Below are 25,186 nucleotides of genomic sequence, written 5' to 3' on the forward strand. Positions count from 1 at the left end.
CAAAAGTGAAATGCCCGCTAGGGACAGCGGGCTCTACCTTTTGAAGATGGGCGGCCAAAAAAGACCGCTCGGTGAGGAGCGGCCTTGGAAAGGGTTTATTTGGACAGCGTTAGTCTATCTTTTTGGGGAGACCTTGCATGACGTTTCGCGCGTGGTTGGCGATGCGTTCGAAGGTGTTGACGATGTCGAAGTAGAGCAGCTCGCCTTTTACGTTGTCTGGAGACTCCATCATGCGGCCGACGGAGCGTTTGCGGAGTTCCTTGCGCTTTTCGTTGATGGCTTGCTCGAAGTCTAGAGTCATCTCCATGTCGGCTGCGGATACTTCCGAGTCGAGCTTGGAGCTGTAGAGTTCGATGAAGCGTTGGACGAGCTTGCCGAACTGGATGACTTCCTTTTCCGCGGCGTCGGTTACCAGGCGGTTCTTCTTGTAGCGGCGTACGGCGCGATTGGTCATGCGGTGACAGCAGTCGCCGATTTCCTCGAGCTCTGAAGCGACACGCATGTAGGAGAAGGCTCGCTCGCGGGTCTCTTCGGAAACTTCGTCGGACGTACAGCGGATGAGGTACTCGGTGAGCTCGTCGGTGAGAACATTGCTCTCCTTTTCGAGGGCGTTGAGTTCCTTGACCTGGGAGGACATGTCCTTGTCGGGGTGCTCGTAGACGTCGATGAACTTCTCGAACATTTCCTGGGTGATGCCACCGAGTCTTTGGACGGCGCGGGTGGCTTCCTGGAAGTTGAGCTCGCCAGCGCGAAGGTTGTACGAGTGCAGGTACTGGAAAGTGCCTTCTTGCCCGGTGTCCTTATCCTTCACCATGCGAGTGACGAGGGTCGCGATGCGTGGGACGAAGGCCACGAGCAGGATGATGTTCGCGAAGTTGAAGGTGGTGTGGAAGAGAGCGAGCTTGTTGGTGAGGTCGGTACGCTCGCTGCCGAGCTTTTCCCAGGGGAGGAAGCTGGTGGAGAAGTCGTAGAGCCAATGGATGAAGTTCGAAAACGGCACTATGAGTATCAAGACCCAGATCACCCCTATGATGTTAAACATGAAGTGGGCTCGGGCGGCGCGTTTCGCGGCGGTGTTGGCCGGGAGAGACGCGAGCCATGCGGTGATGGTGGTGCCGATGTTTTCGCCGAGGATGATGGCGATGGATTGCTCGAAGTTGAGCCAGCCCAGATTGGCCATCGTGAGAGTGATCGCCATGGCGGCGGAGGAGCTCTGCACGACTACGGTCAGCAGGGTGCCGAGGAAAACGAAGATGATGATGGAGGCGAAACCGTATTGGGAGAAGCTGGCGAGCCACTCGAGGACTTCGGTGTTGCTCTTAACGTCTGGAACGGAGTTCTTGAGTTCGCCGAGGCCGAGGAAGAGGAGACCGAATCCGGTCAGGAAGCCGCCGAGGTGGCGGCGTTTGACGCCTTTGAGGAAACTGAGGGCGACGCCGATGCCGATGATGGGTACGGCGATGGCGGTGACCTTGAACTTGAAGCCGAAGAGGCTGACGATCCAAGCGGTGATGGTGGTGCCGAGATTGGCTCCCATGATCACGCCGATCGACTGGGTGAGGTTGAGCAGTTGGGCGTGCACGAAGCTCACGACCATGACGGTTGTCGCCGAGGAGGACTGGACCAGGCAAGTGATAAAGAAGCCTGTGATGATGCCGGCGAAGCGGTTGGTGGTCATGCTGCCCATGATGGAGCGAAGCTTCTCGCCGGAGAGCTTGAGGATGGACTCGCTCATCAGCTTCATGCCGAAGATGAAAATTCCCAGGGCGCCGAGGACCTGGAGGAGGAGCAGGAATGTGTCGTACATTTTTTGGCTAGTTAATGGGTCGGTGCGCCATGAGGGTGCGCGGGGAGGAAGGAGAAGTCAGGGATTTGGCCTAAGGCAACGAGAAATGTTACATTTCTGGGACCTTAGCTCGGTTTTCTCGTGAGAGGGGAAAGTGGGCGGGCTGGGTTTTACAATTTGGCGGTTGTTGGAGACTTGATCTGGGAAGGGGAATGCGCGATGCAGGTCGCCTTTCTTTTCATGGAGAAGCCAGCTCAGAAATTTGGGACCTTTGGCGGGGTGTTCGTGCCGAACGTGCTAACGATCCTCGGGGTCATCCTCTTCCTTCGTTCGGGTTGGGTCGTGGGGAATGCGGGGCTGACCGACGCCTTGCTGATGCTGTGCTTGGCGAATGCGGTGACGTTTATCTCGGCCTTGTCGCTCTCGGCGATCGCCACCAATACGAAGGCGCAGGGCGGGGGGGCGTATTTTCTGATTTCGCGTAGCCTTGGCTGGGAGTTTGGGGGAGCGATCGGTTTGCCGCTTTATCTGGCGCAGGCGATTTCGGTCGCGTTCTACGTGGTGGGTTTCACGGAGTCGGTGCAGTACCTGTTTCCGGATTTGGACGCGCGGGTATTTTCGCTGGGGACTCTGGGCGCGATCACGGTGGTGGCCTGGATCGGGGCGAGCGTGGCGGTGAAGGCGCAGTACGTGATCTTGGCGACTTTGGCGGTTTCGTTGGCCTCGTTCTTCATCGGCTTCCAGATCAGCGATGGCTGGGAGGCTCGGATGGAGCCTGGCTATGAGGAGGGGCAGAATTTTTGGAGCGTGTTTGCTATCTTCTTTCCGGCGGTGACGGGCATCATGTCAGGGGTGAGCATGTCGGGGGATTTGAAGGATCCGACCCGGTCGATCCCGCGCGGTACGCTGTGGGCGGTGGCCTTCACGTTTTTCGTTTATGTGCTGCAGCTGATCTGGCTAGCGATGGGCTCGAATCGGGATGCGTTGGTGGGGGACGCGTTGGTGATGCAGACGCTCTCTGTTTTTCCGCCTTTGATTATCGCGGGGCTTTGGGCGGCGACGTTGTCTTCGGCCTTGGCGAGCTTGGTTGCGGCGCCTCGCACGATGCAGGCCTTGGCGAAGGATCGTGTGGTGCCTCGCTTTTTGTCCAAGGGGCATGGGGCGTCGAACGAGCCGAGAATCGCGTTGGTGTTGAGCGCGGGGATCAGCGTGATCTGCGTTTGGGTGGGCGACCTGAATTTGATCGCGCCTCTGATCTCGATGTTCTTTTTGGCGACCTATGGGGCGGTGAATTTGGTGGCGGCCTTGGAGAGTTGGACGAGCAACCCGACTTATCGACCGACTTTCAAGGTGCACTGGCTGGTTTCCTTGGTGGGAGCGATTGCCTGTTTCGGCATCATGCTTTTGCTCAATCCGTTGGCGACGGTGCTGGCGGTGGCTCTGATCGTGACGGCCTACACGATTCTTGCTCGTCGGGCGTATCGGACGGCATGGGGCGACATGCGCAGCGGCTTTTGGTTCGCGGTGGCTTGTATGGGCTTGCTGAAGCTTTACGCGTCTCGCCAGCACCAGCGAAATTGGCGCCCGGCTATCCTGGTGTTGATGAGCAATCTGAAGCAGAACAATCAGCTTCTGCGGTTTAGCCGCTATCTGGAGGCGAACAAAGGGGTGCTGTTTCTCTCGCACATTATTTTGGGCGATTGGAAGACTTCGAACGATCGGCAGAAGGCGTTGACGCGGCAGATCGACGACCGGATTCTGGAGGAGCGGATGTCGGCGTTTTCCAAGGTGGTGATCGCCAAGGATTTTGAGCAGGGCGTTACCTCTTTGCTCCAGGGGGCTGGGCTGGGGAACTTGCAGCCCAACACGCTGATGATCGAGTGGGGAAGCGGCTGGCTGCGCGACCACGATTTTCCGCATACGGTGCATCAGGCCTTGGAGATGGAGGCGAACTTGATCGTGTATTCCAAAGCGAAGGAGCCTGACTCTCATCTCTACTCGGTGATCGACGTCTGGTGGTCGGCTCGGGCGAACGGCTCGATGATGATCACCTTGGCTCACTTGCTGCAGAGCAATCAGGCTTGGCAGGAGTCGCGTATCCGTATCCTGCGGATCATTCGGGACGAAGGCGGACGCGAAGCTGCGGAAGCGGGCATGGCCGAGCTGCTCAAGGACTCGAGAATCGAGGTGGAGCCGGTGATCGTGGTTTCCAAGGATCCTCCCTTGGAGTCGATCGCTCGGGAGAGCGCCCGTTCGGCGGTGACGTTTGTTGGCGTTTCGGTTCGAACTTTGGAGGAGGAGGCCGGGCCGCTGTCGAGCTACGCGCCTCTGGTGGATTCGGTGCAGGGGCATCTTTTCCTGACCAAGAACTGGCACGACTTGGAGCTTTAAGTTTAATCCCGGACAGGGCCTAGCCGAAATGCTGTTTCGCGCTACACTAGAGGGGTTCGAAGCTTGCCAAAATCTTGGTAGCGCTGTTGTTACTGCGTTTCCTGTCGTTTGATCCAAGAGCCGAGATTTGCTCTGCGGCGCTGCGTTTGGCGACGGATTTTGCCTACTGCCTTCGACCTTGGTCGGACCCAATTTACGCTTATGAGCACCACGCCTAACCAACTTATTCCTGCCGATGCTCCCTTTGCTCCGGAGCAGGCGGCAGCGCTGAATTCTCTGCTGGGTTCAGCTAACGCCCAACAGGCCGCTTGGCTGAAGGGCTTTTTCGCCGGCCTTGTGGCGGGCGATCAGGGATTCGGTCAAGGAGCGGGAGCGCCCGCCGCTGGATCTGCACCGTTGACAATTCTCTTTGGCTCCGAGTCTGGAAATGCCGAAGGGCTTGCCGAGCAACTTAAGGAAGCTGCTTCTGCGGAAGGCTTCGCGTGCCAGGTCCTGGACATGGCGGATGCGAAGGTGGCTTCCCTCGCGAAGGCGGAGAATCTCTTCGTTTTGGTGAGTACTTGGGGGGAAGGTGAACCTCCGAGCCGAGCGGCGGATTTCTATGACGAGATCATGGGGAAGGATGCCGGGAAGCTGGAAGGCGTGAATTTCTCGGTGCTCGGTTTGGGCGATAGCTCGTACACGAATTTCAACCAGATGGCTCGCGAGTTCGACAAGCGGATCGAGGAGCTGGGCGGCAAGCGAATTTTCGACAAGGTCGAGTGCGATGTGGATTTCGAAGCTCCTTACGCGGGCTGGGCCAAGGGAGCGATCGGCAAGCTCAAGGAAATCGCTAAGCCGGCCGCGGCGGCGGCAGCCCCGGTTTCGGAGGCTGCAGTCCCGGCTGCTCCCGAAAAGCCAGCTTATAACAAGTCTAATCCGTTCCCGGCGAAGATGCTCAAGAGCTTCAATCTCAATGCTGAGGGTTCGCTGAAGGAGACGATCCATGCCGAGATTTCGCTGGAGGGGTCGGGATTGACCTATCTGCCTGGCGACGCTTTGGCGGTGGTTCCGGAGAATGCTCCCGATTTGGTGGAGGAGTTTCTCGCGGTGGCTAAGCTTGATGGGCGGGAGAATGTTTCGTTCAAGGATGAGCTTTCGGTTCCCTTTGGAGATGTGCTCCGCAGGAAGCTTGACCTGCGGACTTTGAATACGTCGATCCTCAAGAAGTACGCGAAGGCCTGCGACCACAAGAAGCTGCTTGAGATCGCAAGCGATAAGAAGACGGCTACGGATTGGATCTGGGGACGGGACGTGGTGGATTTGATCAAGGAGTACCGGTCTTCGTTGAGGGCGGGAGATTGGGTGCACTTGTTGCGTCCGCTGGCTCCCCGTCTTTATTCGATTGCCTCGGCGATTTCGGCCCATCCGGAGGAGGTGCACCTCACGGTGGGGGCGGTTCGCTACGAAACGAACGGACGTGCCAAAAAGGGAGTCTGCTCTACCTTCATCGCTGACATGTGGAAAGAAGGCAGTACGGCGGGAGTCTATTTCCACGCCAACAAGAATTTCAAGCTGCCGGCCGATCCGAGCACGCCGATTATCATGGTGGGACCCGGCACGGGGATCGCGCCTTTCCGCTCTTTTATCGAAGAACGGGTGGCTACCGGAGCGACGGGGGAAAATTGGCTCTTTTTCGGCGATCAGCGTCGTGATTACGATTTCCTCTATCAGGGGGAATGGAATGACTATCTGGAAAAGGGCGCGCTGCAGAAGCTCGACCTAGCGTTCAGTCGTGATCAGGAGCACAAGATCTATGTGCAGGACAGGATGCGCGAAAATGGTAAGGAGCTCTGGCAATGGCTTGATCGTGGCGCCTACTTCTATGTTTGTGGCGACGCGTCCCGTATGGCCAAGGATGTGCATACGGCCCTCCTCGAAATTGTGGAGGAGCATGGCGGAATGAGCGCGGAGGATGCGCTCGCTTACGTCAAGAAGATGACCAAGGAGCGCCGTTACGGTCGGGACGTCTACTAGGATTCCCCCTGTTCACAGCTCTCAGCTTCGAAGTCCGGCGCTCGGTGGTGCCGGGCTTTTTTGTATCTGAGTGGAGTCTGTTTGGGACATAAAATGTATACGTTTGTTGTCCTTTATTTGTGTACTTAGCCTGGCTTTAGAGTTGATGGATTTTGTAAGCCGTTGATTGGCAGGGGTTGTGCCTCCGTTGGCGCCGTCGCTGCAAATAGGTAGGCAGTGAAAATATCGTCTACTATGAAAAACAAAACTAACTCTCTCGGTCGAAGCCTACTCTTGGGCTTTGGCCTTCTTGCCAGCGCTGCTGCGTCACAAGCTGCGGGATTGCTGACTCCCGTATCGTCTAGCGATCAGTTGCTGGATTTGCGGAGCCATCATGTCCGAGTGGTGATCAACAATGGCTTCGCTCGCACTGAGGTGGAACAGGTGTTCTCTAATCCGAATGCGTACGAGCTGGAGGCGATCTACTCGGCTCCGGTTCCGGAAGCGGGCGCTTTGTCCGAGTTGACGATCCATGCCGGTGAAAGAGTTCTCAATGGGGAGGTCGTGGCTAAGTCGGAAGCGGATCGAATTTACCAGGAGGAAAAGAGCCAAGGGAATGAGGTTGGAAAAGCGGACAAGAATTCGTATCAGAATTATGAATTCAGTGTCTACCCGGTGCCCGCTCAGGGTGAGGTTCGTATGAGCTATGTGTATTACGAGCCGCTGAAAATCGATACTGGGGTTGGGCGTTACACCTATCCTTTGGAGGAGGGCGGTACGGATGATGGGGCGACCTCCTTTTGGACAATGAATGATGTCGTGAGTTCGGATTTCAGTGTAGAGGTTGTGCTTAAGTCTGCGTACCCGGTGACGCGGACTCGAGTGCCGGAGTATGGAGGAGTGGCCCAGAAGCAGGAGGATGGAACGCTGCTTTACCGCTATGAAAGCCAAGGTGAGCTGCTGGATCAGGACTTCGTTTTTTATTACATGCTCGAGGAGAATTTGCCGGGTCGTTTGGAGATGCTCACGTATCGAGAAAGCGAGGACAAGCCTGGGTCTTTCATGATGGTGATGACTCCTGGCGTTGACTTGAAACCTTTGGAGGGCGGTGCTGACTATGTTTTCGCCCTCGATGTTTCCGGAAGCATGAAGGGGAAACTTCATACTCTCACCACGGGAGTGAAAAAGGCGATCGGGCAGTTGAAGCCAGAGGATCGGTTTCGGATCGTGGCCTTTAGTGACTCGGCCTATGATCTTAACCGCGAGTGGGTGAACGTGACCGAAGCGAACGTTCGGGAGTCGCTCCATCGGCTGGACCAATTGGCTTCTGGCGGCGGTACGAATGTGTACGCAGGGGTGAGCCTAGCGATGGATCGATTGGATTCGGATCGGGTGGCGACATTGATTCTGGTGACGGATGGCGTGACCAATCGTGGGATCGTTGATCCGAAAGAGTTCTACAAGGTGATGCACCGGCAGGATTTCAGGTTCTATGGTTTCTTGCTTGGCAATAGCAGTAACTGGCCGCTCATGCAGTTGATGTGCGATGCGAGCGGGGGAAGTTATCGTGCGGTGTCGAATAGCGACGACATCATAGGGGAGGTTCTGATTGCGAAAAACAAGATCGCCTACGAGAGTTTGAGGCAGGCTGAGTTGAGTATCAAAGGTGTGAATACCTATGACGTCGGTGATTTCAAGATCGGGAAAATCCACTTCGGGGACCAGCTTGTTCTCTTTGGACGTTACGAGGAAGGTGGCCCTGCAAAGGTGACATTGAAGGCAAGGGTGAACGGGCAGGATCAGACCTATTCGACGGAGATCGATTTTCCTGAAATAGATCGAGCTCATCCGGAGCTGGAGCGCATGTGGGCGCTGGATCAGGTAAGGAAGATCGAAGTGAACAAGATGGCTGGCTTTGTTGAGGAAAGCGAAGCGAAGGTAGCGATCCGAGACATCGGAGTGGCTTATCAGATCGTGACTGATGAGACCTCGATGATTGCTCTGGACGATGACGGATTCTCGCGGCATGGAGTCGAGCGTCGTAATTTGGAGCGTGTTGCTCGGGAACAACAGGCTCGCCAGCATAGTCCAGCGTCGAATGGAGCGCAGCGTGTGGATGCTTCGGCGCCGATGTATCAGAGGAAAGCTCCCTCATTGGGAGGAGGAGGAGCTGGCGCGATCGAGCACTGGTTTCTGGGCCTGATATTGGCTGGAGGAGCTGTATTGGCAATTCGGGGACGAAAGAAAGGGAGCCAATCCAAGGCATTTCTTTTGGTAGGAGCATTGACTGCGGGAGCGGTTACTGGGGATCGATTGGAAGCGAGCGGTGTGGATGGCTTTCGCTGGACAGATCGAGATACGCGCTTGCCGGCAGGCGAGAGTTCTATCGACCAATCGATTGCCAATTTTTGGGAGGTGAGTGAAGAGGAGGCTAGGGAGGACGCTCCTGCGCGGAGGCTATCGGCGACCCCACGTTATGTCCCGCCTCCCGTTAGCCATCCTGGCTGTTCACCAAGCAGGGTTGTTTATGAAATCGAGGACGGCCGGGATACGCATCGCGTGGACCAGCGTCGTGATAGGAAGAATAGTCGAGGTCACTTCGGATTGAATCTGTTTAATGCGATTTCGGTATTTGACTTCGTTTGGGGCGAAGAGAGCCGTAGTGAATCGGATAGTTATTCTGGAAAAGTTAAACGATAGGTAGGAAAACGTTGGATACGGAGGTATCGGCGAATGCCGAGATACCGATGATCTTCATGGCCCTCGCTCAGATGCTGTACTTGCTGACGGGGGCTTTGAAGGTTGAAGGTAAGAATGGTTGGAAGTTATGAATGTGTTGAGTCGCGGTTTGCTTAGGGTTCCGTTCCTAACGCTTCTGATGGGAAGCGTTGCTCTCGGTATCCACTTTTTTGGGGAAACCGCGTTTGCGGCTCTTTGCTGGAAGCAAGCGTGTGTGGGTGCGGGCGAGGGATGGCGTTTGATGACGGGGCATCTTGTTCACGTATCGTCTTCTCACCTCGTCTACGATTTAGGGGCGTTTCTTGTATTGGGGAGCTTCGTAGAAGTGAGGGGCCGAAGTCGGTTTGTGTGGATCGTGCTTGGGACGGTTGTTTTGAGTTTCTTGTTCTTGGAGTGGAACGGTCGGTTTTCGGTCTATTGCGGGCTTTCCGGGATCGACATGGGATTGCTTGTCGGGGCGGCGACGATTCTTGTGCGAGACGGTTCTAAGGGTGGCGATCGGGTTCTGAGTGGATTGGGTTGGCTCGGGCTTTTCGCAGCGCTGGCGAAGATTGTCTGGGAGCTTTCTCGAGCGGAGGCGGTTTTTCTAGCTGGGGAGATGGGCGGATTCGAGGTCGCTACGGAGGCTCATTTGGCAGGTGCGGCGGCCGCGCTTGCCGCGTTGCTTCTTGACAACATACCAACTGGTCGGTTTAAAGGTCGGCAATGGCAGCGACCCGACAGGCTGAAGAGACTCGACAACGCATTCTAAGCACTGCGTTGGAGTTGTTCCACTCCTGCTCCTTCAAGGGCACGAGCGTGAATCAGATCGTCGCGGAGGCGGGCATTACCAAGGGAGCGCTTTTTCATCATTTCAAAGGCAAGAACGAGCTCGGCTACGCGATTGTCGACGAATTGTTGGCGGAAGAAATCAAGGCGCTCTGGGTGACGCCTCTGGAAGGGACGACCGATCCTGTGACGTCCATCCGCGAGATTCTCGAAAGGATGGGGGAAGAGGTGCGACGGGATCCCGAGGCCCTTCGCCGAGGGTGTCCGGTCAATAATCTCAGCCAAGAGATGTCGGCGGTGGACGAGATCTTTCGGGAGAAGTTGAAGGCTGTTTACGCTCTTTGGCTTAGCGCCTTGGAGGAAGCGTTCCGAGCTGGACTTGCCGCTGGCACCGTCAAGGAGGGGATTGATCCGTTCGGGACTGCGACCGTGATCGTCGCTCTTTTCGAAGGGGCTGCCGGGCTCGTCAAAGTGCATCGCGAAGAGGAGTTCATCAACACGCTGGGGGAGGCTCTCCACTCCATGCTCGAGGGGCTTAGACCATAGCCCCTTTCATTTTGCCAAAAAAACAGACCAACTGGTCGGTACTTAATTTAAAACCCTAATCCAACCTATCTGGCTTCCCTGAGCCGGAGACAGAACAATGAACCAAGAAAGACCTAACCCTCGGGCGGGACGTGTTGAGCGTTTCGCTGCCTGGACCTTAAGAAATCGCTGGCTGGTCCTGCTCAGCTCGCTCGTTTTCGTAGCTCTCACTTTGGTGGGGACGCGAAACATTCGCTTCGACAACAGTTACCGGATCTTCTTTTCGGAGGAGAATCCGCAGCTGCAGGCTTTTGACGCGCTGCAGGCTATTTACACCAAGGATGACAACATCCTTTTCGTCCTTACCGCTCCGGAGGACGATATCTACGAGAAGTCTTTCCTCGAGTCGGTGCAATGGCTCACGGAGGAGGCGTGGAAGTTGCCGTTCACGACTCGGGTGGATTCGCTGACGAATTTCCAGAATTCGGTTTCTCAGGAGGACGATATTTTCGTAGCGGATCTTGTGGAGGGAGACGTTCCGTCGGACTCGAGCGAACTGTCTCCGATTCGCGACACCGCTTTGAATGAGCCGCTGCTCTATAACCGGCTCATTAATGGGCAGGGACGTACGACGGGAGTGATGCTGACTCTGACCTTGCCGGAGAAGGACATCAACGAGGTCCCGATGGCGACAGCGGCGGCCCGAGAGCTGGAAGCTCGATTCAATCAGAAGTATCCAGAAGTAGATACGCATCTAGCCGGGATGGTAGTGATGAACAATGCGTTCTCGGAATCCACGATCAACGACATGGGTACGATCGTATTGCCGATGTTTGCAGCGATTTTTTTGGTGATGGCGTTCCTGTTGCGATCGGTCTGGAGCACCTTAGCGACCGGGGGCGTCATCATGCTGACGCTGCTCACCTCGTTTGGGATCATGGGATGGATTGGCATAAATATGAGCCCGCCTTTAGGAAGCATGCCGATCATGATCATGACGCTCGCGGTAGCTGACAGTATCCATATTCTTGTCACGTTTCTTAATGAGATGCGAAATGGTCGAGACAAGCGGGCTGCTCTGGTCGAGAGTGTGCGCATCAACTTCTCTCCAGTGTTTTTGACGACTGCGACGACTGCGATTGGATTCCTAAGTCTCAACTTCAGCGACGCTCCACCATTTAGGGATCTCGGCAACGTGGTCGCGATAGGCGTAGTGGCTGCTTGGATATTTTCGATTCTTTTTCTGCCCGCGTTTATTTCGCTGCTGCCGGTTCGCGTTTCTACTGAAAAGAAGGCGGGGTGGAGTTTCTTCGACTCTTGGGTGGACGTTCTATTGCGTCGCCGAGGCACTGTTCTAGCGGGATCGGTCGTTGTTGTTGCGTTCATGGGAGTGATGGTTCCGCGAATGGAATTGAATGACCAGTGGACCAAGTATTTCGATACATCGCTCGATATCCGCGTGGATATGGATTACGCGGAAGAGAATCTGACGGGCATGACCAATATCGAATTTTCGCTCCCAGCTGCGGAGAGTGGTGGCATCAACGAACCTGCTTACCTGGAACTGCTCGACCGTTTTTCCAAATTCTACAAATCCAATCCAGATGTGCTGCAGGTGAATTCGATTGTGGATACGATGAAGCGCCTGAACAAGAATATGCATGGCGATGATCCTGCCTACTACCGGATTCCGGATACACGGGAGTTAGCTGCCCAATATCTTCTGATGTATGAGTTCTCGTTGCCGTATGGTTTAGACCTCAATAACCAAATCAATGTAGATAAGTCGTCCACGCGAGTCACTGTTACGGCTCGGGATGTCAAGACGAAGGAGTTGCGGGAATTGATTGCGGAAGGAGAGCAATGGCTCGTGGACAACGCTCCTGACTACATGCATGTGAAGGCGGCGAGCCCCACTGTGATGTTCGCTTACATTTCCGAGAGAAACATCTCTAGTATGGTTACGGGAACCGGGCTCGCTTTGTTTTCGATCACCGTGATTTTGATTTTCGCCTTGGGAAGCTTTAAGTACGGAATGTTGAGCATGATCCCGAACATGGTCCCTGCGATTCTAGGGATCGGAGCGTGGAGTCTACTCTACGGCGAGATGGGAATGTCGCTTGCGGTTATCACCGGAATGACGCTTGGCATCGTGGTCGACGACTCGGTGCACTTTCTTTCCAAATACATCCGGGCCCGTCGCGAGAAGGGGATGGATGGCGAGCAGGCGATTCGCTATGCCTTCCATACGGTGGGTAAGGCCCTTGTAGTGACGACGGTGATACTGACAGTCGGGTTTAGTATCTTGGGGCTTTCGTCCTTCCGTCTGAATAATTGGATGGGGCAATTGACGGCGATCGTCATCGTGTTTGCCCTGTTGGCCGACTTTATTCTTCTCCCTGCTGTCCTGCTCTTTGTGGACGGTAAAAAGAAGCGTAAGAGCGAACTTGTTTCTGAAACGGAGGTCACTGCAACCGCCTAAAATTTTTCCAATAGACTTAACGATTACGACAGATGAAACCAAGAACGAGTAAGGTACTCGCCTTCCAACTTGCAGCCCTTTTAGCGGGACTTGCGAACGGACTTAACGCTCAGTCCCCCGAGGAACGGGGACTAGAAATCGCCAAGGAGATGGATCTTCGAGATACGGGCTTCGGTGATTCGAAAGCCGAGCTGGAGATGCAGCTAACCAATCGACACGGAGAGACGAGCTCTCGTCAGATGGGCATGAGGACGCTCGAAGTTGTGGGCGAGGGAGATAAGACGCTGATTATCTTTGACCAGCCGCGTGATGTGAAGGGGACGGCCTTTTTGTCTTACACGCACAAGGTGGGACCTGATGACCAATGGCTTTACTTGCCTGCTCTGAAACGCGTCAAGCGCATCGCTTCGAACAATAAGAGCGGCCCCTTTGTCGGCAGCGAATTCGCATACGAGGACTTGTCCTCTCAGGAGGTCGAAAAGTACACGTACAAGTATATCAAGGACGAGGTCGTCGATGGAATCGATTGCTTTGTCGTTGAACGATATCCAGTTGATCCGAAATCCGGATACACGCGTCAGATTGTGTGGGTGGATAAGGAACGGTATATTTCGATGAAGCTTGATTTCTACGACCGAAAGGGGGCTTTGCTCAAAACGCTGAAGTTTTCCGACTATAAGCAATACCTCGGCAAGTATTGGCGGGCGGATCAAATGAATATGGTCAATCACCAGACCGGGAAGGCGACCCGCTTGCTGTGGCGTGACTATGTATTCGGAAATGGCTACAAGGCTCGCGATTTCGATCAGAGGAGCCTGCAGAACGCTCGTTAAGCAGCAGATTGAGAATGGCTAGAGACCGAATCTGTAAAACGTACGACCGAGAGGTCGTCCTTCCAATTCGAGCAATTTGGAGGGCAACGCTCCGTCGTTGCCGTGGAGACCAGATCAAACAGTTGCGGCAACGACAGAGCGTTGCCCTCCTATCTACAGGGGCCGTACTAGCGGCGTTTTTGCTGGCGCCGTTGTCCTTTGCGTCGAGTGCGGAGGTCTCCGGGTATATTTCCGCGGAAACGCGGGTGTTCGAAAATGCCGCCTCCTATCCGGGACAAGAGTCCGGTCCTACAGGGGCAGTGATCTTCGAACCAGAGTTCTATCACGAATGGGACGGCGGGGAGTCGGCTTTCGAAGCGATTGCCTATTTGCGTAAAGACAGCGCCGACGAGGAGCGTGATCTCTTCGACCTGCGGGAGTTCTCTTACCTGTGGGTAAATAGGGATTGGGAGCTTCGAGTGGGGATATCCAAGGTCTTTTGGGGGGTGGCGGAGTCGCAGCATCTGGTCGATACCATCAATCAGACTGATCTCGTGGCGAATCCGGATGGTGAAGACAAGCTTGGCCAGCCGATGGTGCAAGCGGTCTATGTGAGCGATCACGGAGATTTTAGCCTTTTCGTTCTGCCAGGGTTTCGCGAGCGAACCTTTCCGGGAGAAGAGGGTCGGTTGAGAGGTCGTTATTGGGTCGATACGGATAACCCGATTTATGAGTCATCGGGTGAAGATGAGCGTGTCGACTTCGCGTTGAGGTGGAAGCACTATATAGGCGACTATGATGTCGGGGTGCACTATTTTAGGGGGACGAATCGGGATCCTGGATTCGTGCCGGGGTTCGATTCCGAGGGGAACGTCGTGCTCCGTCCTTATTATGAACTCATGGATCAGGTCGGCCTGGATCTACAGCTTACCCGTGGAGGTTGGCTTTGGAAGCTGGAAGCGATCGCCCGCGAATCTGAGGTGGATCGATATTCGGCGATGGTCGGAGGTTTCGAATATACCTTGTATGGGCTTGGAGGAAGCGTGATGGATCTTGGTTTGTTGGCCGAAGCTCATCTTGATTCGAGGGGAGAGAATGCTCCGGTGGCCTTCAATCGTGACCTCTTTGTGGGCGGTCGGCTTACTTGGAATGATGAGGCGGATACGAACTTGGTCGCGGGTACGTTCTGGGACGCTGAGAACGGATCGACTTTTGCTCGAGTGGAGTTTGAGCGGCGCTTGGGTTCGCGTCACAAGTTGGAGGTCGAAGTGCAGAAGCTAATGAATATCGACGGCTTCGATCCCCTGTATCCGATTCGACGAGACAGTTTTCTTCAGGTGGCCCTTAGTCGCTATTTTTAGGTTGGGGGCTCGTAGTCAATTTTGCGAGAGAGTGGACTTGGGTATCAAAGATAGCGCGGCGCTTTAGCCCGCGGGTCAAGATGGGGATTCTGGAGGTGTGACGCGGGCTAAAGCTCCGCGCTACGGGTGATTCGCCTTTTGTGCTCTTCAGTAGGAGTTTCTCTGCAGTTGCTGGGACGGCGGAATCGTCTAAGCTCTCCGCATGAAGTATAGAGAACTTGGCAAGACGGGTATTGAGGTTTCTGAAATTTCCTTTGGAGCGTGGGCCATCGGTGGTGGTTGGGGCGAGCAGAGCGACGAGGAATCAATTGCTGCCTTGCACAAGGCGATCGACTTGGGAGTACGCTTTATCGACACGGCCGCGGGGTATGGAGACGGCCGGAGCGAGCAGGTTATCGCTCGCGTTTTGAAGGAACGTTCTGAAGAGGTCGCCGTGGCGACTAAGACGCCTCCTGCGGCAGGGCCTTGGCCGCCTTCGCCCTATTGCGATTGGGAGGACCGCTATTCGGAGACCTATCTTCGAGAGAATATCGAGCAACGACTCCGCTATCTGGATACGGATTGTATCGACCTTTTGCAATTGCACACGTGGACGCGGGCTTGGAATCGGGATCCGAAACCGTTTGAGATCCTCAAGAAACTGAAGGAGGAAGGTAAGATTAGGGCTGTCGGTATCTCAACGCCGGAGCATGATCAGAACTCGGTGATCGATCTGATGAAGGGCGGCTATGTGGATTCCGTGCAAGTGATCTACAATATTTTCGAGCAGGAACCGGCGGCGGAGTTATTGCCAGTCGCCCGAGAGTGCGGAGTAGGAATCATCGTGCGAGTGGCTTTTGATGAAGGGTCATTGACCGGAAAATTCGAGCTGGGGCATCAGTTCGGAGAAGGGGATTTTCGAGGGAACTATTTTGCAGGCGATCGATTGGATCGCAGTATTCGCAGAGTGGATGCGATCAAGGCTGACATCGAAGGCAGTGGCCTGACCATGCCGCAGTTTGCCCTGAAGTACGTGCTCGAGCACCCAGCGGTGAGCTGCGTGATTCCTGGCATGAGAAACGTGAGGCAGGCGGAGTTGAACTGCGTGGTGTCGGATTTGCCGGGCATCTCGGAGGAGCATTTGCTCAAGATGCGTGGCCACGCCTGGAATCGAGGCTTCTGGTACGGCGGAAAGTAGGGCGTTCTAATTCCAACGGGCCGTTTCGAACGGATTTGAAGCAGCTTGAGGTTGTGTCTGCGGAGCTGTGTGGGCCGCTGTCATTGGTGTGGCAGCGACCTTGAGATGCTCAGTTTTGACTGATAGCAGTCCTTCTAGCTCCTGCACCGCGCGGTAGACTTGATCGGCTTGGGTTCTCAGTTCGTTTGAGGCTCGAGCGCTCTCTTCGGAAGAGGAGGCGTTGTTTTGAGTGACCTCGTCCATGTGGAGAACGGTGTTCCTCAATTGCTCGATGCCTTGGTTCTGCTGGACGCTCGCTTCAGCTACGGATCCGGCAATCGTATCCACTTTTCGGTTGCTCTCGACTATCGCTTCTAGGCTTGCGACTACTTTGTTGGTGAGTTCGACCCCGAGGTTCGCTTTTTGGATGGCGTCTTCTATTTTTTGAGTGGTCTCGCTCGCGGCGTCGGCGCTGCGTTGGGCTAGGGAACGGACCTCATCTGCTACGACAGCGAATCCAGCTCCGGACTCTCCGGCGCGAGCGGCTTCGACGGCTGCGTTCAGGGCGAGGATGTTTGTTTGGAAGGCGATTTCGTCGATGGTTTTGACGATGTCCGCCACTTCATCGCTGCTCTTTTGGATGTCCTTCATGGCTTCGCTCATCGCTGCCATGTCTCGCGCTCCATTGTCGGCCGCTTTTCGGGCTTCGGAGGTGAGCTCGTTCGCCTCTTTTGCGTGGCTGGCGTTTTTGGCGGTCATGGCAGCCATCTGTTCGAGGGAGCTGCTTGTTTGCTCTAGGCTGGATGCTTGCTGGCTCGCACCATTGGCGGACGACTGGCTTGAGGAGGCGACCTGTTCGGCGCCGGAGAGCACGTTTTGGGAGCTTTCTCGAAGTGAGCTTACGATGTTTGAGAGGACGGTTGAAAGCGTCTGCGAAACCCAAAACATCGCTCCAACGGAGATGATCGTGCCAAACGCTCCCACGCCGATAATGGTTTTGTAGGCGTTTGAAAACTCGGCCGCGTCGATGCTGCCCTTTTCTGCGGCTGATTGAATCTCTTGCACCTGCCAGAGCGAGAAGCTCGCCAGCAGGCCTGCTGCGGCCATGACGATGCCAAATCCGATGATGATCTTAGTCCGGGGTGACCAACTTTTCATAAATTCCAAAAATAATCCGAGTACGCTTGCGAGTGACGCAGAGCGTCCTCGCGCGGTAGATAACGGAGGGATCGCTCTTTTTTGAAGAATTGGGTGGTGGCTTGACTTCGAATTTACCATTGAGCCTTGCTTTGGCTTTTCCGAGAGGATCGAAGGCGGTTGGGACAGGGGGGATGTATCCAATTAGTGATGATGATCTTTGAGGGGGGGCGGCATGGCATGAATTGCGTTTTGGGGGCAAAGGCGCTGGATTAATTGAATGCAGATCTTCACCGACGCGCGTTGCTTGACCTACGAGGCTCCTGGGCATCCTGAGAGGGTGTTTCGGGTGCGGGAGACGGATCGTTTGCTGAGGGAGCGTTATCCGGATTGGGAGTGGCCGAGGTTCGGATCGGCTGTGGATGAGGACTTGTTGCGAGCCCATTCGCCAGCTCACCTGAGGCGTCTGGAGGTGCCGGAGGATTTTGACGGGGATACGGCGTACCACGATGGAATTTCCGGTATTGCTCGTTTGGCTTGTGGCGGAGCGCTTGCGGCGACTAAGGCGGCGTTGTCGGGCGAGAAGGCGTTCTCTTTGATGCGGCCGCCTGGGCATCATGCCGAGCGGGAGCGTGCGATGGGATTTTGCTACCTCAATCATGTGGCGGTTTGCGCCTTGTGGGCTTTGGCGAAGGGGATTGGAAAGGTGGCGGTGTGGGACTTTGACGCCCATCACGGAAATGGGACGGAGGCTATTCTGAAGGGGGTTAAGGGGGCTCTTTACGTTTCGGCTCATCAGGTCCCTTGCTACCCGGGAACAGGCTTGGCCTCGGAGGGGAATTGCCTGAATTTTCCGGTCGCTCCTTTGACGCCGGCCGAGTCGCACATGTCGATCTTGGAAGATTCCTGGAAAGCTCTCTTGGATTTCGACCCAGAACTCGTTCTTGTATCTGCGGGCTTCGATGCCTATGAACACGACCCTATCACCCAGATGAGTTTGCGCATGAACGATTTCAGAACCCTTGGCCACTGGCTGGCTGCGAGCGGAACGCCCGCCGCCGCTTTGCTGGAGGGGGGCTATAGCGAGGATCTGCCAAAGTTGGTAGAGGCCTTTCTCGCCGGGTGGAACGAGTAAGCATCCAGTATGGAAGAAGACGGATTTATCTACGTAGACAAGCAGGACGATTTGGAGAAGCTCTGCGACTGCTTGGAAAAGCAGGAAGAGGTGGCCCTCGATAGCGAGGCCGATAACCTGCACCATTTCGAGACGAAGCTCTGTCTCTTGCAGCTGCGTTTCGATGAGGACATCTACCTCTTGGACGTGACGGCTGACCTCGATCTTGAGCGTTTCTGGGAGATCCTGTCCGGACTGCATTTGATCATGCACGGAAGCGATTTCGATCTTCGCTTGTTCGAGGAGTTTTGCGGGTTTGAGGCGAAGAGCATTTTCGACTCGATGTTGGCTTCCCAGCTTTTGGGGATTAAGCGGATCGGTCTGGCGGCTCTGCTGGAGGAAAATTTTGGCGTCAAAATTCCCAAGGATAGCCAGAAGAGCGATTGGTCGCAGCGCCCGCTCACTCCGAAGATGCTCAAGTACGCGGCTACCGATGTGCTCTATCTTCATGAGTTGCGAGACAAGCTGATGGCTCGAATCAAGGAGCTCGGGCGTGAGGAGTGGCTTGAACAACGCTGTGAAAACCAGATCCGTATCGCGAAGTCTGGGTTTCCTCGTAACAACGAAAACTCGTGGCGAATCTCAAGGGCGGACCGGCTCGATGAGCGTGGGCAGGCGGCTGTGTACGAGCTTTGGCATTGGCGCCAGAACTTGGCCAAGCGCTTGGATCGCCCTCCATTCAAGGTTTTGGGCAACGATTACATCATCCAGCTCGCCGAGGGCGTTTCGGAGGGAAATTGGGAATTCGTGTTCGAGGGGCTGCCTATGGGGATTCAGCGTCGAGCTCGTCAGGGACTGAAGGATGCTCTCAAACAAGGGGCGTCGCGTGATGTATCCACTTTGCCAAAACGTCCGCCTCGTCCCGAGCGTCGTGCTCCGCTCTCGCAGCAAGAGCTCGATCGGCAGGATGCGATCAAGGCGTTTCGTGATAAGCTCTCGAGGGAACTTGAGATCGATCCTACTTTGATCGCGACCAGAAGCCAGGTGGCCCAGGTCGCTCGCGATCCGGAGGATATGGATGGTTTTCTTCCTTGGCAGAAGGAGTTGCTGACACCTTGTGTGGAAGGGCTGAGTGAGGAGTAATCGAGCCTTGGGCGATGGCGGGTCAGCGCCCCGCCCTACAGGGGTGGACAGACTGTTTTTAGGTTGGTGCGGCGATGACGGTACCGAGGAATGAAATGACGACAGTCGAGCGGAGCGAAGACATGTTGACTTCTTTTTTGTAGCTAGAATTTAAATACGATTGGTTTTATGGCGATAGCGAACGTATCACGTTTTCTAGATGAGAAGGCGGAGTCTCAGTCGGAGGTCGCGGCCCTTATGGTTCCGCGCGGCCGGACTTCTGATGGGGCGATCGACTATTTGCGTTTGAGCTTTCGAGAGCTCGCTGCGGAGCAAAACGAGTGGGCGCGTCGCTTCCGATCGCAAGGGATTGGCAAGGGATCGCGTGTGCTGCTGATGGTGAAGCCGGGGTTGCCTTTGATCGCTATCTGTTTTGCTTTGTTTAAGATCGGGGCGGTGCCGGTGGTGATCGATCCGGGGATGGGGCTGAAGAGCTTTCTCAACTGCGTGCGGCGCTCGCAGCCGGACTTTCTGGTCGGGATCTCGCTTGCGATTTGGGTTTCGCGTGTATTCAGAAAGTCATTTCGTAGCCTCAAGGGGAAAGTGAAGGTTGGCGGGCCTCTTGGTCGAGTTGCGGCTGAGTTCCGGGAGGAGGCGGCTGAAGAGACGCTGGTTGATGACTTGGCGGCGGTTTTATTCACCTCCGGATCGACGGGCGCTCCCAAAGGCGTTTGCTATGAACACGGGATGTTCGAGGCTCAAGTAGAGGCGATTCGCGCCCAGTATGAGATCCAGCCGGGGGAGGTTGATTTGCCGATGTTGCCCATCTTCGCCTTGTTTAATCCTGCCTTAGGGATGACGACGGTGGTGCCTGAGATCAATCCCAGCAAACCTGCGACTGTCGATCCAAAGAAGATCGTGCAGGCGATTGAGCAGTGCGGGGTGACAAATTCATTTGGTTCTCCGGCTCTCTGGTCGAAAATCGGGGTGTATTGCGATTCTCATGACATTGAGCTTCCAAGTTTGAAGCGAATCTTGATGGCTGGGGCTCCGGTGCCGCCAAGCATGATGAAGCAGTACCGTCGTATTCTTCCGAACGGGCATGTGCATTCGCCTTATGGCGCGACGGAGGTGTTGCCGGTTTCATCTGTAAGCGACGATGAGGTTCTCGAGGTTGCGGCTGAGCGCTCCGCTAGAGGAGAGGGGACTTGTGTGGGGCGTTTGCTTCCGAAGGTCGAGGCGAAGATTCTACCGCTTTGCGAGGACGCGTTGGGGGCGGATGCTCTGGCGAACCCGCTGCCAGTGGGCGAGATCGGTGAAATCGTAGTAACGGGACCGAGCGTGACTAAGGCGTATGATAGGCTGGAGGAGGCGACTCGTCTTTCTAAGGTGATCGATGGAGATCGTGTTTGGCACCGAATTGGCGATCTAGGTTACTTTGATGGGGATGGGCGACTTTGGTTTTGCGGTCGCAAGGTTGAGCGGGTGGTGGCTGAATCGGGAACCTTTTATACGGATCGCTGCGAGGGGGTGGTAAACGTGCACCCGAAGATCTTCCGCTCTGCTTTGATTTCCTATTCCGAAAATGGAAAGACTGTACCTGCTTTGGTTTTGGAACCGTTTGCTGGGATGTATCCGAATGGGCATGACGAGGAGGAGACTTTGCTAAATGAAGTGCGTGCTTTGGCTACAAAGAGCGAAGTGACGCAAGGGATTGAGCACTTCTTTTTGCACAAAGGTTTTCCGGTGGATGTGCGGCACAATGCCAAGATCCATCGCCTCTCTTTGGCTAAGGAGTTTGCGGGGAAATAGGGTTTGGGATCCTGCTGGCGCGGCAACGACGGAGCGTTGCCCTCCTATTTTCTCTTGTAGTGGAGCTGCCAGAGAAGGTTCCACTCTCCGGTGGGGTCTTTTCGGCCTTGCCAGTCCCAGATGAGTGAATCGCTTTTTATTTCACGGAATATCATTCTGGTTTCCACGTTTTCGCCTTCCTTGTTGATGTAGCTGCGGGAGAATGTGAATGTATTTCCTTCTTGGGTACCGACGAAGTCCATATAGGATCCGTTTGAGTCGACCCAAGTTTGCTTCCATTTTCCGGTAAGGCCGTCGAGGACGCTATGGCTTTTGCCGGTGAAGCCCAGGGTGTCGCTGGCGTCGAACTCTTCGAGAATTACCTTCCCGTTTAGGATGCGTTTCACGGAGTTGCTGGCTTGGTGAGTTTTTCCTTCTTGGTCGGTCCAGCTAACTTCCCATTCGCCTATCCAAAAATCGAGGGCGTTTGGGTTGGCGTCTTGGCTTTGAGAAACGCTTGTTGCGAGCAAGGCTGCCAGTAGGAGGATGTTTGGTCTCATCATCTAGACAGGAGCGGAGGCGGGGAGGGTGAGGTGGACTCGGGTTCCTTGCCCGTATTCGGATTCGAGTTTCAGGTCTCCGTTAAGTCGTGAGGCGAACTGCTTGCAGAGATTGAGGCCGAGGCCGGAGCCTTGTTCGCCTGCGGTACCGACGGTGCTGTGGGAGGCGTCTAGGGCGAAGATCTTGGGGATGTTGTGCTCCTTGATTCCGACGCCGAAGTCCTCGACGAGGAGGGTGACGGAGTCCGAGTCGCTCCGAGCTACGATGTTGATTCTTCCGTCCGGATGGGAGAATTTGAGGGCGTTGGAGAGCAGGTTTTGGACGATCGATTGGAAGAGTCTTGGATCTGCCCAGACTTGCAGAGCGGGCTGGCACTGGGTTCGGATGGTGATGTTCTTGCTCGAGCTGCGACCTGCGAGGGCGCCTTCTGCGGCGCTGAGTATTTCGCGAAGGTTAAGGAGTTTAGGTTCGAAGGTGAAGCGGCCTTCCTCGAACTGGACCATTTGCAGCAAGTTTTCCGCGGTGCGGCTGGTCACCTGGGCGTTGGTGAGCAAATGGCGGTGGAATTCCTCGACTTCTTCGGCGCTCAGGCCCGAGTCCGGATCTGCCAGCAGGTCGGCGAGGGAGAGGATGGAATTGATGGGCGAGCGCAGGTCGTGGGAGAGGATGGAGAAGAACCGGTTTTTCGATTCGTTGAGCAGCTCGAGCTTTTTGTGGGCGAGCCTTAGCTCGAGGTTGGCGCAGACTTGCTTGGAAAGTCGGGTGAGCGCTTCGCGTTGGCGTTCGGTTATCTGGTGGGCTTTGGTGTCGATGACGCAGAGCGTGCCGAGGGCTTGCTTGTCTTTGGTCACGATGGGGGCTCCGGCGTAGAAGCGGATGTCGGGCGATCCGGTTACGAGGGGATTATCGTGGAAGCGGCTGTCTTGGGTGGCGTCGGGGACTACTAGAAGCTCGTCGGGATTGAGGATGGCGTGGGCGCAGAAAGCGAGGTCGCGACTGGTCTCTTGGGCTTCGAGCCCGACTTTGGCCTTAAACCACTGACGGTCTTCGTCGATGAGGCTGACCAGAGCGATCGGGACGTCGCATACGGTCGCGGCTAGGGTTGCGATGCTGTCAAAAAGTTCATCGGATTCTGTATCCAGAATCTGGTAACGCCTAAGGGCTTGCAGGCGATCCTGCTCGTTTTCAGGCAGAGGGGCGATGGTCATGGTCTTCGGTTGGATTTCGAGGCTCAATCAATGAATGCGCTTTTGTGGCCTTGGCAAGTGGGGTGGTGTTAAGTTTGGCATTTGTGGGCGGGGTTGGAAACGTAGTTGGATTGGGTTTCGGCGACGAGGAGATCGTCTTCGATTTCCTCGGGCAGCTCGATTTGTGGGCTGCGGGGCAGCTCTGAGATGAGGTGGGCGGCGACTGAGTCGAGCTGCTTGAGTTGGCATTCCCACACGGTGATGACGTGCCATCCTGCTTCTTGAAGGCTCTTTTCTGCCTCTTGGTCTCGCTTTACGTTTCGTTCAAATTTTGCCTGCCAGTAGGCGACGTTGCTTTTCGGGGTGGTGGCGGTTTTGCAGCCAGGGTGTCGGTGCCAGAAGCAACCGTGCACGAAGATGACCGCTTTTCGGCTGGGGAGCACGATGTCGGGACGTCCGGGGAGGGTCTTGTTTTTGGGTCCGTTTACGGTGAAGCGGTAGCCGAGTCGGTGGAGCAAGCTGCGGACGAGACGTTCCGGTTTGGTGTGTTTGCCGCTGACTCGCGACATGACCCAGGAGCGTCGGGCCTTCGAGATCTTGTCCGTCATCAAGGTTAGGATGGCGGATGTCGCAGCAATTATGAAGCTTTTCTTAGAGCCAGCGGATGATGGCGTGGACGAATGCTAGATTTGAAAGGAAAAGGCCGCTCCAGAGCAGCGTTTTGCTTTTCGGGCTGTAGAGGATGTTGAAGGCGATGCTTAGGGGAAGGGCGATGCGGCAGCCGGCCCAGTAGCCTCGCCAAACGGCGTCGCCGAGGGTGAGGAAGAGTATGCCGTAGACGATGCCGAGCGCCCAGAGTCGGCTTTTGAGCTGTGGCTTGGCGAGTAGATAGCCGAATTGGAAGAGCAGCCCGAAGATGGCGAGGATACGGAAGAAGTAGCGGTCGGAGAATCCGTTTGCCGCGAGCTGCTGGAAGGCGTCGACGATTCCGCGGTAGAGGCCGGAGAATGGGAGGCCGATGTTGTCGTTGGCGTTGAGTGTGACGGGGAAAACGTAGGAGACGTAGGCCATCCAAGCGGCGAGACTGGCGGTGGCGATTGCCCCGGCGAGGATGCCTTGTCCGAGTCGTTGGCGGAAGGGAGCGGACGGTTTTTGGCCCGGGCTTAGGAAGACGACGGCGTTTATGAGTGAGGTTTCTTTGCTGAGAGCGGCGAGGGCGTTGCTAGTGACGGCTAGTTTTCCTCGGCCTTTTTCGAGGAAGGCGATTGTGGCGAGGGCGAGGGTTAGGGCAGGTAGATCGGCGAGGGAGTAGCGGACGCTTTCCAAGGCTCCCATGGAAAAGACGCAGAGGAACCAGCGGGCGAAATTTTCCCAGTTGCCGATGGGGATCCAGAGCAGCAGCAGCCAGCCGCAAATGGCGAGGCAGGCGACGTTGATCAGGGAGTGCGCTTGGAGAATCGCGGCGGGGTGCCCAGCTCCGAAAAGCCAAGCCAGAGCGGGCTGCAGTATGCGGCGGGCTCGATAAGAGGGGTGGTCTATGGCTTCGGGGAAGCCGGGATCGCGAAGCGTGGGATCGAGGGCGATCTGGGTGTAGAATTGTCCGTCGTAGCCGGTCGAGTTTGGCTTATGGTAGATAGAGAGTGCCGCTGCCGCTTCGATTTTAGGGCGATGGTAGTCTTCGCCAAATCCGGCTAGTTCGCTGAATCCTGAGTCGGCGTGGTGCTTGCCGAGCAGGAGGGCGAGGAAGAGGGTTGAGGCTAAGAAGTAAGGAAGGAGAGTTTTCACGCCGTTTGGGTCAGGAACGGGGGAAACTTTTATACAGGCGTCCGCTTGGCGAGTCCAAAGAGATGGATCCGCGGAGGGGCGTGTCCTCGGGAGGAGGCGAGAGTTGGAGGGAAAGGGGTTAGTTGAGCTCGAACGAGCGTCCCAGCATGACGCGGGTGCTGTCGCAGATGTCATCGTCAACCGACATCACCATGCAGCGCTGCATCAGTGAGATGCGTGCCAGCTCCTCTGGTGAGGATTGGATGCTGTCCGCCGCGGCGTTCAACATGGACCATTCGTCTTCGCTTAACCGGATTTCTATTCTTGTGTTCACGGTAGAAACCATCGGTTGGCAGGTAGAAGAATTTAGGCTTTAGAGAAATTTTCTGAGTAATTCACACTAGTGTAACATGAGATGAATCTCCAAGGCCCATTCGCTGGATCTTCCATACCTAGCTCCTTCTCCTCAGAAAAGCGCTTCATCGAGGCTCAACT

Annotated in this window: 19 protein-coding genes; 12 read left to right on the forward strand and 7 right to left on the reverse strand. The window is 55.6% G+C overall.

Translation table 11 applies throughout. The features are described from left to right. Window positions 1–109: 109 nt before the first annotated feature. Entirely contained in the window at window positions 110–1,807 is a 1,698-nt protein-coding gene (locus JIN87_RS14930) for a Na/Pi cotransporter family protein (RefSeq protein WP_200356384.1), read from the reverse strand. 120 nt (window positions 1,808–1,927) lie between these two features. On the opposite strand from JIN87_RS14930, the gene JIN87_RS14935 reads away from it, so the two are divergent. From JIN87_RS14935 to JIN87_RS14975, 9 genes are all read left to right on the forward strand, one after another. Next, window positions 1,928–4,177, forward strand: coding sequence for an amino acid permease (locus tag JIN87_RS14935; protein ID WP_200356385.1), 2,250 nt, complete (start codon window positions 1,928–1,930; stop codon window positions 4,175–4,177). A gap of 201 nt (window positions 4,178–4,378) precedes the next feature. Next, window positions 4,379–6,193 (forward strand): assimilatory sulfite reductase (NADPH) flavoprotein subunit, encoded by a 1,815-nt coding sequence (locus tag JIN87_RS14940; RefSeq protein WP_200356386.1) that lies wholly within the window; start codon window positions 4,379–4,381, stop codon window positions 6,191–6,193. Between the two features lie 234 nt (window positions 6,194–6,427). Next, the gene (locus tag JIN87_RS14945) at window positions 6,428–8,872 is read left to right on the forward strand and encodes a VIT and vWA domain-containing protein (RefSeq protein WP_200356387.1); all 2,445 of its coding nucleotides are present in this window, start codon (window positions 6,428–6,430) and stop codon (window positions 8,870–8,872) included. Window positions 8,873–9,050: 178 nt separating this feature from the next. Beyond that, window positions 9,051–9,662, forward strand: coding sequence for a rhombosortase (rrtA, locus tag JIN87_RS14950; RefSeq protein ID WP_200356388.1), 612 nt, complete (start codon window positions 9,051–9,053; stop codon window positions 9,660–9,662). Continuing rightward, complete coding sequence (locus JIN87_RS14955; RefSeq protein WP_200356389.1) at window positions 9,617–10,225, forward strand: TetR/AcrR family transcriptional regulator; 609 nt, start codon at window positions 9,617–9,619, stop codon at window positions 10,223–10,225. Before rrtA ends, JIN87_RS14955 begins: the two co-directional genes overlap by 46 nt. Before the next feature lie 97 nt (window positions 10,226–10,322). Then, the gene (locus tag JIN87_RS14960) at window positions 10,323–12,686 is read left to right on the forward strand and encodes an efflux RND transporter permease subunit (protein WP_200356390.1); all 2,364 of its coding nucleotides are present in this window, start codon (window positions 10,323–10,325) and stop codon (window positions 12,684–12,686) included. Window positions 12,687–12,718: 32 nt separating this feature from the next. Next, complete coding sequence (locus JIN87_RS14965) at window positions 12,719–13,519, forward strand: outer membrane lipoprotein-sorting protein (protein WP_200356391.1); 801 nt, start codon at window positions 12,719–12,721, stop codon at window positions 13,517–13,519. A 299-nt stretch (window positions 13,520–13,818) separates the two neighbouring features. Beyond that, window positions 13,819–14,859, forward strand: coding sequence for a hypothetical protein (locus JIN87_RS14970; RefSeq protein WP_200356392.1), 1,041 nt, complete (start codon window positions 13,819–13,821; stop codon window positions 14,857–14,859). A gap of 202 nt (window positions 14,860–15,061) precedes the next feature. Continuing rightward, the gene (locus JIN87_RS14975) at window positions 15,062–16,036 is read left to right on the forward strand and encodes an aldo/keto reductase (RefSeq protein ID WP_200356393.1); all 975 of its coding nucleotides are present in this window, start codon (window positions 15,062–15,064) and stop codon (window positions 16,034–16,036) included. Between the two features lie 6 nt (window positions 16,037–16,042). Here JIN87_RS14975 and JIN87_RS14980 read toward each other — a convergent pair whose 3' ends face one another. Further along, window positions 16,043–17,173 carry a methyl-accepting chemotaxis protein gene (locus tag JIN87_RS14980; RefSeq protein WP_200356394.1) on the reverse strand — a complete coding sequence of 377 codons (1,131 nt, stop codon included), beginning with the start codon at window positions 17,171–17,173 and terminating at the stop codon, window positions 16,043–16,045. 259 nt (window positions 17,174–17,432) lie between these two features. Between JIN87_RS14980 and JIN87_RS14985 the strand changes: the two genes are divergently transcribed. The 3 genes from JIN87_RS14985 (at window position 17,433) to JIN87_RS14995 (ending at window position 21,200) form a co-directional block, all read left to right on the forward strand. Next, on the forward strand, window positions 17,433–18,287 hold the full coding sequence (locus tag JIN87_RS14985; RefSeq protein ID WP_200356395.1) for a histone deacetylase family protein: 855 nt from the start codon (window positions 17,433–17,435) through the stop codon (window positions 18,285–18,287). 9 nt (window positions 18,288–18,296) lie between these two features. Further along, window positions 18,297–19,409, forward strand: coding sequence for a ribonuclease D (locus tag JIN87_RS14990; RefSeq protein WP_200356396.1), 1,113 nt, complete (start codon window positions 18,297–18,299; stop codon window positions 19,407–19,409). Window positions 19,410–19,577: 168 nt separating this feature from the next. Beyond that, window positions 19,578–21,200, forward strand: coding sequence for a fatty acid CoA ligase family protein (locus tag JIN87_RS14995; RefSeq protein WP_200356397.1), 1,623 nt, complete (start codon window positions 19,578–19,580; stop codon window positions 21,198–21,200). A 44-nt stretch (window positions 21,201–21,244) separates the two neighbouring features. Here the strand turns inward: JIN87_RS14995 and JIN87_RS15000 are convergent, their stop codons facing one another. The 5 genes from JIN87_RS15000 to JIN87_RS15020 all read right to left on the reverse strand — a co-directional run bounded on the left by JIN87_RS15000 (window position 21,245) and on the right by JIN87_RS15020 (window position 25,025). Then, window positions 21,245–21,742, reverse strand: a complete 498-nt coding sequence (locus JIN87_RS15000; RefSeq protein ID WP_200356398.1) for a DUF1579 family protein — start codon at window positions 21,740–21,742, stop codon at window positions 21,245–21,247. Next, window positions 21,743–22,948: a GAF domain-containing sensor histidine kinase gene (locus JIN87_RS15005; protein ID WP_200356399.1), complete on the reverse strand. Its 1,206-nt coding sequence runs from the start codon at window positions 22,946–22,948 to the stop codon at window positions 21,743–21,745. 68 nt (window positions 22,949–23,016) lie between these two features. Next, window positions 23,017–23,535: a very short patch repair endonuclease gene (locus tag JIN87_RS15010; RefSeq protein ID WP_200356400.1), complete on the reverse strand. Its 519-nt coding sequence runs from the start codon at window positions 23,533–23,535 to the stop codon at window positions 23,017–23,019. Between the two features lie 43 nt (window positions 23,536–23,578). Beyond that, window positions 23,579–24,712: a hypothetical protein gene (locus JIN87_RS15015; RefSeq protein WP_200356401.1), complete on the reverse strand. Its 1,134-nt coding sequence runs from the start codon at window positions 24,710–24,712 to the stop codon at window positions 23,579–23,581. A gap of 118 nt (window positions 24,713–24,830) precedes the next feature. Beyond that, complete coding sequence (locus tag JIN87_RS15020) at window positions 24,831–25,025, reverse strand: hypothetical protein (protein WP_200356402.1); 195 nt, start codon at window positions 25,023–25,025, stop codon at window positions 24,831–24,833. Window positions 25,026–25,186 lie beyond the last annotated feature (161 nt).

The sequence above is a fragment of the Pelagicoccus mobilis genome (genome assembly GCF_016595505.1).
GTDB lineage: Bacteria > Verrucomicrobiota > Verrucomicrobiia > Opitutales > Opitutaceae > Pelagicoccus > Pelagicoccus mobilis.

Excerpts from the sequence above, each read along its gene's own strand:
- JIN87_RS14930 (WP_200356384.1), bottom strand. The coding sequence starts at position 1,807 with ATGTACGACACATTCCTGCTCCTCCTCCAGGTCCTCGGCGCCCTGGGA.
- JIN87_RS14985 (WP_200356395.1), top strand. The coding sequence starts at position 17,433 with ATGCAGATCTTCACCGACGCGCGTTGCTTGACCTACGAGGCTCCTGGG.
- JIN87_RS14960 (WP_200356390.1), top strand. The coding sequence starts at position 10,323 with ATGAACCAAGAAAGACCTAACCCTCGGGCGGGACGTGTTGAGCGTTTC.
- JIN87_RS14980 (WP_200356394.1), bottom strand. The coding sequence starts at position 17,173 with ATGAAAAGTTGGTCACCCCGGACTAAGATCATCATCGGATTTGGCATC.
- JIN87_RS15000 (WP_200356398.1), bottom strand. The coding sequence starts at position 21,742 with ATGATGAGACCAAACATCCTCCTACTGGCAGCCTTGCTCGCAACAAGC.
- JIN87_RS15010 (WP_200356400.1), bottom strand. The coding sequence starts at position 23,535 with ATGACGGACAAGATCTCGAAGGCCCGACGCTCCTGGGTCATGTCGCGA.
- JIN87_RS14965 (WP_200356391.1), top strand. The coding sequence starts at position 12,719 with ATGAAACCAAGAACGAGTAAGGTACTCGCCTTCCAACTTGCAGCCCTT.
- JIN87_RS14975 (WP_200356393.1), top strand. The coding sequence starts at position 15,062 with ATGAAGTATAGAGAACTTGGCAAGACGGGTATTGAGGTTTCTGAAATT.
- rrtA (WP_200356388.1), top strand. The coding sequence starts at position 9,051 with ATGGGAAGCGTTGCTCTCGGTATCCACTTTTTTGGGGAAACCGCGTTT.
- JIN87_RS14995 (WP_200356397.1), top strand. The coding sequence starts at position 19,578 with ATGGCGATAGCGAACGTATCACGTTTTCTAGATGAGAAGGCGGAGTCT.
- JIN87_RS14940 (WP_200356386.1), top strand. The coding sequence starts at position 4,379 with ATGAGCACCACGCCTAACCAACTTATTCCTGCCGATGCTCCCTTTGCT.
- JIN87_RS14945 (WP_200356387.1), top strand. The coding sequence starts at position 6,428 with ATGAAAAACAAAACTAACTCTCTCGGTCGAAGCCTACTCTTGGGCTTT.
- JIN87_RS15005 (WP_200356399.1), bottom strand. The coding sequence starts at position 22,948 with ATGACCATCGCCCCTCTGCCTGAAAACGAGCAGGATCGCCTGCAAGCC.
- JIN87_RS14955 (WP_200356389.1), top strand. The coding sequence starts at position 9,617 with ATGGCAGCGACCCGACAGGCTGAAGAGACTCGACAACGCATTCTAAGC.
- JIN87_RS14990 (WP_200356396.1), top strand. The coding sequence starts at position 18,297 with ATGGAAGAAGACGGATTTATCTACGTAGACAAGCAGGACGATTTGGAG.